The sequence below is a fragment of the Janthinobacterium sp. SUN211 genome (assembly GCF_030587315.1).
Classification (GTDB): Bacteria; Pseudomonadota; Gammaproteobacteria; order Burkholderiales; family Burkholderiaceae_D; genus Janthinobacterium; species Janthinobacterium kumbetense.
In genome coordinates, this window is sequence record NZ_JAPWIC010000001.1 from 168395 (window position 1) to 178633 (window position 10239).

The following is a 10239-nucleotide window of genomic DNA, read 5'->3' on the forward strand; positions in this document are numbered from 1 at the left end:
CTTGTCCGCCCTCTGAAAACCCGCTGCCGCTCACCCGGCAGCGGGTTTTTTTATGCCTGCCATGCGGCGCACGCCTGTATTCGATGGCATTGCGCCAGATCAGCTAAAATGATTCCACCAATACATTGAAACGGGAGTTCTCATGGCAAGCAAGAAACCGAGCAAAGTGGCAAAGATCGACATCGGCATTTCCGAGGCGGACCGCGCGAAGATTGCGGAAGGCCTGTCCGGCCTGCTGGCCGACAGCTACACCTTGTACCTGATGACCCATAATTTTCACTGGAACGTCAAGGGGCCGATGTTCAACACCCTGCACCTGATGTTCATGACGCAATACACGGAACAGTGGGCCGCGCTGGACCTGATCGCCGAGCGCATCCGCGCCCTCGGCTATCCTGCGCCCGGCACCTACAAGGAATTCGTCAAGCTGGCCTCGATCAAGGAAATCGACGGTGTGCCGCCGGCGCTGGATATGGTCAGCCACCTGGTATCGGCACAGGAAGCGACCGCGCGCACGGCGCGCCGCCTGTTCCCGCTGCTGGAAAAAGCCAATGACCAGCCGACGGCCGACCTGATCACGCAGCGCCTCGATTTGCATGAAAAGACGGCGTGGATGCTGCGCAGCCTGCTGGAAGAGTAATTGCCGGGCCTGCGGCGCTAATTCGCCCCTGCCTATTGACGCCATCAGGAATTGCGTTAGACTGCTTGTATATAGGTGTTTGGCAAGAATAATATCAGGCAGTAATACGCATTAAACCCCGTCGCTTATATAGGCTGCGGGGTTTTTTATTTTCGGATTCGCAAAGATGGAGGCATCATGGCTGAATGGGTAGGCTGGTTTGTGGCGGCTGGCGCGGTATTGATCCTGGAGCTGTTTACGGGCACGTTTTATTTGCTGATGATCGCCATCGGTATCAGTGCCGGAGGACTGGTGGCGCTGGCGGGCGGCAATGGCGGCTGGCAAGCCCTGACGGCCGCCATTGTCGGCGTGGCGGCCACCCTGTTATTGCGGCGCAGCCGTTTTGGCAAGGCGGCGCGGCGCGATGCGGCGCAGGATCCGAATGTCAATCTCGATATCGGCCAAAGCGTGGCGGTCGCGCATTGGGTCGATGGCGCGGCGCGCGTCATGTACCGCGGCGCCTTGTGGGATGTGGAACTGATTCCCGGCAGCGATACGCAGGCCGGCCATTACACCATACGCGCCGTGCGTGGCAGCCGTTTGATTGTTGGATAACCTGGAGAGTAGATTATGGAAGTAAGCATCGGAAGCATGTCGTTGATCTTGTTATTGCTGGCATTGGTATTTGTCTTCAAGACGGTCAATGTGGTACCGCAGCAGCATGCCTGGGTGGTGGAGCGCCTGGGCAAGTTCCATGCGGTATTGGGGCCTGGCTTGAATATCGTTGTGCCTTTTGTCGACCGTATCGCCTACAAGCACGTGCTCAAGGAAATTCCGCTCGACGTGCCGCCGCAGGTATGTATTACGCGCGACAATACGCAATTGCAGGTCGATGGTATTCTGTATTTCCAGATTACCGACGCCATGCGTGCTTCGTATGGCTCGTCGAATTATATCGCCGCCATTACGCAACTGGCGCAAACGACCTTGCGTTCGGTGATCGGTAAAATGGAACTCGACAAGACATTTGAAGAACGCGACCATATCAATACGGCCATCGTGAATGCCATCGATGAATCGGCGGCGAATTGGGGCGTCAAGGTATTGCGCTATGAAATCAAGGATTTGACGCCGCCCAAGGAAATCCTGCATGCGATGCAGGCGCAGATTACGGCTGAACGCGAAAAGCGTGCGCTGATTGCCGCCTCGGAAGGGCGCAAGCAGGAGCAGATCAATATCGCCAGCGGCGAGCGCGAAGCGGCGATTGCCCGCTCGGAAGGCGAAAAGCAGGCGTCGATCAACCGCGCCGAAGGCCAGGCCACGGCCATCGTCGCACTGGCGCAAGCCAGTGCCGAAGCGCTGCGCCAGGTGGGCGCCGCCATCCGCGAGCCGGGCGGCGAAGATGCCGTCAACCTGAAAGTGGCCGAGCAGTATGTGGGCGCGTTCGCGCAATTGGCGAAAACAAATAACTCGATTATCGTGCCGGCCAATCTGGGCGATATGAGCGGTTTGATCGCCACGGCGATGCAGGTGGTGAAAACGCAAAAGCCGAAAAGCGGCGTGGCTATTCCCTGATTGCCTGGTGAATAGCAAACTCGTAGCAAGTTAGTCGTCAAAACTGCCCGCCATATCGCGGGCAGTTTTCATTTGCGCTGCTGGAATATATGCTGGCACAGGGCCCGAGTATCTGCGCTTTAAATGGCAATGTTGAAAATATTTTCTTTATGCTATGCTGTGCGCACTTTCGGGATTATATGCTGTCGTGCGACGCTTATCTTTTTGATTGAAGTAGAATCTGCTGCTCATGCATTGCGATGATTCAACTGATATCCGCGGCGGATACTTGGGTAGTGATTGGGACTCGAGGCATAATTGGCGATAGTATTGCTCCCATGTATATTTTGAATTGCAATTTATGAATACTATAAATTGCAATGAAGCAGAAAGTGCTGCAAAATAAATACTGCCGATGGTGCTGCATTGAATCGCGATCGCACAAGGAAGGGAAGTCGGCGCAGGCAGTCGGTCCGGCGCGATGTCCGCTCCCTGGATTGAAGACTTACATCATCTGAAGGTCGGGGAAGTCGGGTTTTTGGTAAAAGAATTGTAAAAAACAATCAAATCTCAAGAAAAATCACCTCAGTCGCGTTACAATTGGATAGAATTTAACTGTTCAGTTATATTTTTCAACTCACACAAGGAAATATCATGGATCTGTCCAGCTTATCCCTGTCCGAACTGCGCACCTTGCAGGACGACATCAAGAAGCAAATGAAGAAACGCGAACAGGACGATCTGTCCAAAGCGCGTGAACAAATCCTGGCAATCGCCCAGAGCGTTGGCGTTTCCGTAAAAGATCTGGTTGGTACCGGTATCCGCGCTAAAACCGGCACGGTCGCAGTACGCTATCGCAATCCGGATGATGCGACGCAGCAATGGACTGGCCGTGGCCGTCAACCGAAATGGGTCAAAGAGTGGACCGATTCGGGCAAGTCGCGTGATCTGCTGAAGGTTTGATCCTGAAGGTTTAACAAACCGTTCATTCGGATGCTTGTCCTGTGGAGTAGTACAGGTGTAGTACAAGGCAGCATGCAAGCATCCGGAACTTTCCTGATTAATCGTCTTTGGCCAGGCAGGCAAAGCTGATTCATTCGCTTATCTCCATGGTATTTTCGATAATGCCTGTCTTATTCCCGTAGTATTTCTTCCTTTTCCTGTTTTCATCCCATTGCGCTGTGCATTTCCGTTTGCCGCAGGTACCGGCAAAATAAAACCCGGCATATAGCCGGGCTTGGTGGTATTGGCGCAGATCGCTGCGCGTGGTGCCGGATCAGCGGCGGTGCGACTTCATTGCCGCCTGCACTTCACGCGCGCCGTCGCGGTCGCGTTCCGCTGCCCGCTTGTCGTGCTGTTTCTTGCCTTTGGCCAGGCCGATTTCGCATTTGACGCGGCCGCCCTTGTAGTGCAGGTTGAGCGGCACCAGCGTATAGCCGGAGCGTTCCACCTTGCCGATCAGTTTATCCATTTCCGCACGGTGCAGCAGCAGCTTGCGCGTGCGTACGGCTTCCGGGTGGATGTGGGTAGAGGCGGTCGGCAGGGCGCTGATATGCGCGCCGAACAGGAAGAGTTCATCGCCGCGGACGACAACGTAGGCTTCCTTGATTTGTACGCGGGCGTCGCGGATGGCTTTGACTTCCCAGCCTTCCAGCACGATGCCGGCTTCGTAGCGATCCTCGATAAAGTAGTCGTGGAAGGCTTTTCTGTTGTCTGCTATGGTCATGAGATGGTAAATGTGCGCGGGTCGGTTAAACTACTGTCTCGCGCAAGCGCGATAAAATCAAATGTATCCAACATCATAGCAAATGGTTCTTCAATGGCAGTAGTACATAAATCAGTTTTTCTCGGCTATAGCGCCGAACAAATGTTCGCGCTGGTGGCGGCGGTGGAGGATTATCCCAAATTCCTGCCCTGGTGCGGTGCGGTCGAGATTCGCGAGCGGGGCGAGAACACGGTCGTCGCCAGCGTGGGCATACATTACCACGGCGTGCGCCAAAGCTTCACCACGTCCAACGAGAACGTGCCGCCGAGCTCCATCAAGATGAAGCTGGTAGACGGCCCTTTCAAGACCCTCGACGGCGTGTGGACCTTCAAGGCCCTGCGTGAAGATGCGTGCAAGATCGAACTGGACTTGCACTACGAGTTTTCCAGCCGCGTGCTCGAGCAGATCATCGGCCCCGTCTTCGGCATGATCGCCAACAGCATGGTCGATTCCTTCTGCAAGCGCGCGGAGACGGTGTATGGCTGAAGTGAGCATCCAGGTGCAAGTCTGCCATGCCTTGCCCGATAGCAGCTTCCTGCGCACCTTGACGGTGGCTGCAGGCGCCACCATCGGGCAGGCGGTGGAGCAGAGCGGCTTGCTGCAGGAAGTCCCCGGCATCGACCTGGCCGTGAATATGGTCGGCATCTATGGCAAGAAGAAGCCGTTGGACACCGTCTTGCGCGAACATGACCGGATCGAGGTGTACCGTCCGCTGCAGGCGGACCCGAAAGAAGCGCGTCGCCGGCGTGCCAGCGGCAAGCCCGCCAAGACCTGACGGGTCTGGAAGAGGGCTGGGCTGCGGCTTGCGGCAGGCCCTGGCGGGACATTTTTTTGCTATTTCCAAATATCTTTTCTATGCTGCAAGGACGGAGGGCGCTTTTTTCTGTATAATCTGCTTTTGCGCCAATAGGAAATGCTATGCGTCTACTTCAAAAAGCACTCACATTCGATGACGTGCTGCTCGTCCCAGCCTACTCCAACGTTCTGCCCGCCGATACGTCCCTCAAAACTCGCCTGACCCGCAATATCACCCTGAATATTCCCTTGCTGTCCGCAGCCATGGATACGGTGACGGAAGCCCGCCTCGCGATCGCGATGGCCCAGGAAGGCGGCATCGGCATCATTCACAAGAATTTGAATCCGAAAGACCAGGCACGTGAAGTGGCCCGCGTGAAGCGTTTCGAAGCCGGCGTGCTGCGCGACCCGATCACGATTCCGCCGGAAATGAAAATCCGCGACGTGATCGCCCTGACGGAACAATACGGCATCAGCGGTTTCCCTGTTGTCAAAGGCAAGGAAGTCGTCGGCATCATCACCAACCGCGATTTGCGCTTTGAGCAGGAACTCGACGCGGAAGCTTCCGCCAAGATGACCCCGCGCGAAAAACTCGTGGTCGTCAAGGAAGACGCCGATACGGCCGAAGCCAAGCGCCTGATGAACAAGCACCGCCTCGAGCGCGTGCTGGTCGTCAACGACGCGTTCGAGCTGCGCGGTCTGATCACCGTCAAGGATATCCAGAAGTCGACTTCCCACCCGTTCGCGTCGAAAGACAGCCAGGGCAAGCTGCTGGTCGGCGCTGCCGTCGGCGTGGGCGCCAAGGATGAAGAGCGCATCGACCTGCTGGTCGCTGCCGGCGTCGACGTGCTGGTGGTCGATACGGCCCACGGCCACTCGCAAGGCATCCTCGACCGCGTACGCTGGATCAAGACCAAGTACCCGCAAGTCGAAGTGATTGGCGGCAACATCGCTACCGCCGCCGCCGCCAAGGCGCTGGTCGAATACGGCGCCGATGCGGTCAAGGTCGGCATCGGCCCTGGCTCGATCTGCACCACGCGTATCGTCGCCGGTGTGGGCGTGCCGCAAATCACGGCCATCTCGAATGTGGCTGAAGCACTGGAAGGCACGGGCGTGCCATGTATCGCCGACGGCGGTATCCGTTTCTCGGGCGACATCTCGAAAGCGCTGGCCGCTGGCGCCTCGACCGTCATGATGGGTTCCATGTTTGCCGGTACGGAAGAAGCACCGGGCGAAGTGATCCTGTACCAGGGCCGCAGCTACAAGTCGTACCGCGGCATGGGTTCGCTGGGCGCGATGTCCGATGGTTCGGCTGACCGTTATTTCCAGGACGCCACGATGAAGGCCGACAAGTTCGTGCCTGAAGGTATCGAAGGCCGCGTGGCCTACAAGGGCAGCGTGCTGGCGATCATCTTCCAGCTGGTGGGCGGCGTGCGTCAATCGATGGGTTACTGCGGATGCGCCACCATCGACGAACTGCGCGAAAAAGCGGAATTCGTGGAAATCACCTCGGCCGGCATGCGCGAGTCGCATGTCCATGATGTGCAGATCACGAAAGAAGCGCCTAACTACCGCTCCGAGTAAGCGTACTGGAGAAACTGTCCATGGCTGCGTTCCAGTGCCTCGCCGTACTATTCGTACTGTCTTCGGCACTGCGCCTTGCTCTGAACAGTTTTCCAGCTACGCTATTGTGGTAGCGAAAGTCCAGACCGGCGCCCAGTGCGCCGGTTTTGCAATTGACCCTGAATAAAGCTCCGACCATGCACTCTAAAATCCTCATTCTCGATTTCGGTTCCCAAGTCACCCAGTTGATCGCCCGCCGCGTGCGCGATTCCGGCGTGTTTTCCGAAGTCTTCCCGTATGACGTCAGCGACGAATTCGTGCGCAACTATGGCGCCGCCGGCGTGATCCTGTCGGGCAGCCACAATTCCACCCTGGACGGCGATTCGCCGCGCGCGCCGCAAGCCGTGTTCGAGCTGGGCGTGCCCGTGCTGGGCATCTGCTACGGTATGCAAACCATGGCGGCCCAGCTGGGCGGCAAGGTGGAAAACGGCCTGGTGCGCGAATTCGGCTACGCCGAAGTACGCGCCCGCAGCCATACCAAGTTGCTCAACGGTATTGCCGACTTCGTCACCGATGAAGGCCACGGCATGCTGAAAGTGTGGATGAGCCACGGCGACAAGGTGCTGGAAATGCCGCCAGGCTTCAAGCTGATGGGCAACACCCCGAGCTGCCCGATCGCCGCCATGGCCGACGAAGAGCGCCAGTTCTACGGCGTGCAATTCCACCCGGAAGTGACGCACACGGTGCAGGGCAAGGCCATGATTGGCCGCTTCGTACATGAAATCTGCGGCTGCAAGTCGGACTGGAACATGCCCGATTACATCAGCGAAGCGGTGGAAAAGATCCGCGCCCAAGTCGGTACGGATGACGTCATCCTGGGCCTGTCCGGTGGCGTCGATTCGTCCGTCGCGGCAGCCCTGATCCACCGCGCCATCGGCGACCAGCTGACCTGCGTCTTCGTCGACCACGGCCTGTTGCGTCTGGACGAAGGCAAGATGGTGATGGACATGTTCGCCAAGAACCTGGGCGTGAAAGTCATCCGCGTCGATGCGGAAGACCAGTTCATGGGCCACCTGGCCGGCGTCACCGACCCCGAGCAAAAGCGCAAGATCATCGGCCGCGAATTCGTCGAAGTCTTCCAGGTCGAGTCGGGCAAGCTGGTCAACGCCAAATGGCTGGCGCAAGGCACGATCTACCCGGACGTGATCGAATCGGCCGGCAAAGGTAAAAAGGGCCAGACCATCAAGAGCCACCACAACGTGGGCGGCTTGCCGGACACCATGAAGCTCAAATTGCTCGAACCCTTGCGCGAACTGTTCAAGGATGAAGTGCGCAAACTGGGCGTCGCGCTCGGCTTGCCGCATGACATGGTCTACCGCCACCCATTCCCGGGCCCGGGCCTGGGCGTGCGCATCCTCGGCGAAGTCAAGAAAGACTATGCCGATCTGCTGCGCCGCGCCGATGCCATCTTCATCGAAGAGCTGCGCAATACGCCGTACGAGTTCGTCGCCGGCCAGGCCGTCGACCCGGACGCGCTGCCAGCGAACTGGTACGAAGCGACCAGCCAGGCGTTCGCCGTCTTCCTGCCCGTCAAATCGGTGGGCGTGATGGGCGATGGCCGTACCTACGAATACGTGGTGGCCCTGCGCGCCGTGCAAACGCAGGACTTCATGACGGCCCACTGGGCGCATCTGCCGCACAGCTTGCTGGGCAAGGTCTCCAACCGCATCATCAATGAAGTGCGCGGCATCAACCGCGTCGTCTACGATATTTCGGGCAAGCCGCCGGCGACTATCGAGTGGGAGTAAGTTTCCTCTAGGAAGCTTTGCATCCCGGAATGACTGAGTAAGTGAAAGCCCTGTTTTTACAGGGCTTTTTTTATGGCCTCGATGCCGGGGCTCCCATTGCCGGCTCTGACGCCACGAGGCCGCGTGCCCGTTTACTAGTGGTAATTCGATAGATGAGAGGCAGTTACCAAAGAGGTAAAGTTCTCAAGAAATAAATATAGTTGCCCTATAGAAATAATTAATTTATAATTTCATTACGTAAATAATTACCTAAGGCAACATATGCACCTGCGCTTGACGCCATGGTGCGGTGTATTTTTGTTAAGCGGCACCTTGTGCGCCGCCGTGTCCGCGCAGACCCGTCCTGAAATCGCGCCGCCCCTTTCCAATCCGCCTGGCGTCAGCCAGCGCGACGATGCCAGCCAAGAACTGATCCGCCAGCAAGAACGTGAGCGCCTCCTGCGCCAGCAGCAGGAACGCACTCCCGACGTGCGCCTGCTCGAGGCGCCCGCGGCCGCCTCCGCCAACCGCCTGCCCGCCGGCGAATCGCCATGCTTCACGATTGACCAGTTGGTGTTGCGTGGCGAGGACGCAGCGCAATTCCAGTGGGCGCTGGCCGCCGCCGGGCGCGACGACCTGGGCGCGCCGGACTCTGCTCTGGGGCGCTGCCTGGGCACGCAGGCCATCAATGTACTGATGGGCCGGCTGCAGAACGCCATCATCGCGCGCGGCTATGTCACAACGCGCGTGCTGGCCGAACCGCAGGATTTGAGCAAGGGGACGCTGGCCTTGAGCGTGATACCGGGGCGTATCCGCCAGATCGGCTTTGCGCCCGGCACGAATCCCCGCGCCACGTGGTGGAATGCCGTGCCGGCGCGCCCTGGCAACTCGCTCAATGTGCGCGATACGGAACAGGCGCTGGAAAACTTCAAGCGCGTGCCGACAGCGGAAGCCGATATCCAGATCATGCCGGCCGAGGGCGGCAATGCGAAGCCGGGCGAGAGCGACTTGCAGATACAGTGGAAGCAGGGCTTGCCATTCCGCCTGGCGCTGGGCCTCGACGATGGCGGTTCGCGCTCGACGGGCAAGCTGCAGGGCAGCGTGACCCTGTCGTATGACCACTGGCTGACCCTGAACGACCTGTTTTACCTGAGCCTGAACCAGAACGTCGACGGCGACCGCGACGGCCCGCGCGGCACGGCCGGCATGGTGGCCCACTATTCGATTCCCTACGCCTACTGGCTGCTGGCCTTCACGGTCAGCAACAGCCATTACCACCAGTCCGTGGCCGGCATCAGCCAGGACTACAACTACAGCGGCGCCAGCCAGAATCGCGAAGTCAAGTTGTCGCGCCTGGTGTACCGCGACGCCTCGCGCAAGACGACTGTGTCGCTACGCGGCTGGCAGCGCGCCGCGCAAAACTTCATCGACGACACGGAAGTGGAAGTGCAGCGCCGCCGCATGGCTGGCTGGGAAATCGGTATCGGCCACCGTGAATTCATGGGCCAGGCCACCCTGGACGTGAACCTGCAATACCGGCGCGGCACGGGCGCGATGGAGGCGCTGGCCGCGCCCGAGGAGGCGTTTGGCGAGGGTACCTCGCGCATGCGCTTGCTGCTGGCCGACGCGGCCGTGTCGGCGCCGTTCACGCTGGCTGGCCAGCCGCTGCGCTACACGGGCAGCTGGCGCATGCAGCACAACCGTACGCCGCTGGTGCCGCAAGACCGTTTTGCGATTGGCGGGCGGTATACCGTGCGCGGCTACGACGGCGAAAGCAGCCTGTCGTCCGAACGGGGCTGGCTGCTGCGCAACGAGCTCGGTATGCCGCTGGGCAGCAGCGGCCAGCAAGCGTATGCGGGCCTCGACCATGGCGAAGTGGCGGGGCCGTCCGCGGAATGGCTGATCGCGCGCCGCCTGACGGGCGGCTTCGTCGGCTTGCGGGGGCAATGGCTGGGCGTGCAGTACGACGCCTTTGTCGGCTGGCCCGTGCATAAACCTGAACTCTTCCGCACGGCCAGCCATACGGCCGGTTTCAGCCTGAACGCCAGTTATTGATATTTAGCAATGTAGTTATGTAGTTTTAAAGAATTAAGTCACTAAACGCAGCCATCCGCCAGACGTTTTCCTTTCTCTGTATTTGGCCGCTATTAGGACTT

10 protein-coding genes are annotated in these 10239 nt (G+C 58.8%); 9 read left to right on the plus strand and 1 reads right to left on the minus strand.

The annotated features are described in order from the left end of the window. The first annotated feature begins 142 nt into the window (after window positions 1-142). From O3301_RS00765 to O3301_RS00780, 4 genes are all read left to right on the plus strand, one after another. Window positions 143-640 (plus strand): Dps family protein, encoded by a 498-nt coding sequence (locus O3301_RS00765; protein ID WP_034752224.1) that lies wholly within the window; start codon window positions 143-145, stop codon window positions 638-640. Between the two features lie 177 nt (window positions 641-817). Then, a complete protein-coding gene (locus O3301_RS00770; RefSeq protein WP_099664321.1) occupies window positions 818-1234 on the plus strand; it encodes an NfeD family protein in 417 nt (138 codons plus the stop codon). 15 nt (window positions 1235-1249) lie between these two features. After that, window positions 1250-2194 carry an SPFH domain-containing protein gene (locus tag O3301_RS00775; RefSeq protein WP_099664320.1) on the plus strand — a complete coding sequence of 315 codons (945 nt, stop codon included), beginning with the start codon at window positions 1250-1252 and terminating at the stop codon, window positions 2192-2194. Window positions 2195-2827: 633 nt separating this feature from the next. After that, a complete protein-coding gene (locus tag O3301_RS00780; RefSeq protein WP_010397665.1) occupies window positions 2828-3136 on the plus strand; it encodes an H-NS family nucleoid-associated regulatory protein in 309 nt (102 codons plus the stop codon). Between the two features lie 313 nt (window positions 3137-3449). On the opposite strand, the gene smpB is transcribed toward O3301_RS00780, so the two are convergent. After that, window positions 3450-3899 carry an SsrA-binding protein SmpB gene (gene smpB / locus O3301_RS00785; RefSeq protein ID WP_034784131.1) on the minus strand — a complete coding sequence of 150 codons (450 nt, stop codon included), beginning with the start codon at window positions 3897-3899 and terminating at the stop codon, window positions 3450-3452. Between the two features lie 93 nt (window positions 3900-3992). On the opposite strand from smpB, the gene O3301_RS00790 reads away from it, so the two are divergent. From O3301_RS00790 to O3301_RS00810, 5 genes are all read left to right on the plus strand, one after another. Continuing rightward, on the plus strand, window positions 3993-4424 hold the full coding sequence (locus tag O3301_RS00790) for a type II toxin-antitoxin system RatA family toxin (protein ID WP_034752216.1): 432 nt from the start codon (window positions 3993-3995) through the stop codon (window positions 4422-4424). Beyond that, window positions 4417-4713 (plus strand): RnfH family protein, encoded by a 297-nt coding sequence (locus O3301_RS00795; RefSeq protein WP_251349112.1) that lies wholly within the window; start codon window positions 4417-4419, stop codon window positions 4711-4713. The genes O3301_RS00790 and O3301_RS00795 overlap by 8 nt, the downstream gene beginning before the upstream one ends. Window positions 4714-4856: 143 nt before the next feature. Beyond that, window positions 4857-6317 (plus strand): IMP dehydrogenase, encoded by a 1461-nt coding sequence (guaB, locus tag O3301_RS00800; RefSeq protein WP_034752206.1) that lies wholly within the window; start codon window positions 4857-4859, stop codon window positions 6315-6317. Window positions 6318-6493: 176 nt separating this feature from the next. Then, the gene (gene guaA / locus O3301_RS00805) at window positions 6494-8104 is read left to right on the plus strand and encodes a glutamine-hydrolyzing GMP synthase (protein WP_101480991.1); all 1611 of its coding nucleotides are present in this window, start codon (window positions 6494-6496) and stop codon (window positions 8102-8104) included. 261 nt (window positions 8105-8365) lie between these two features. Next, window positions 8366-10138, plus strand: a complete 1773-nt coding sequence (locus tag O3301_RS00810) for a ShlB/FhaC/HecB family hemolysin secretion/activation protein (protein WP_305055194.1) — start codon at window positions 8366-8368, stop codon at window positions 10136-10138. Window positions 10139-10239: the final 101 nt, after the last annotated feature.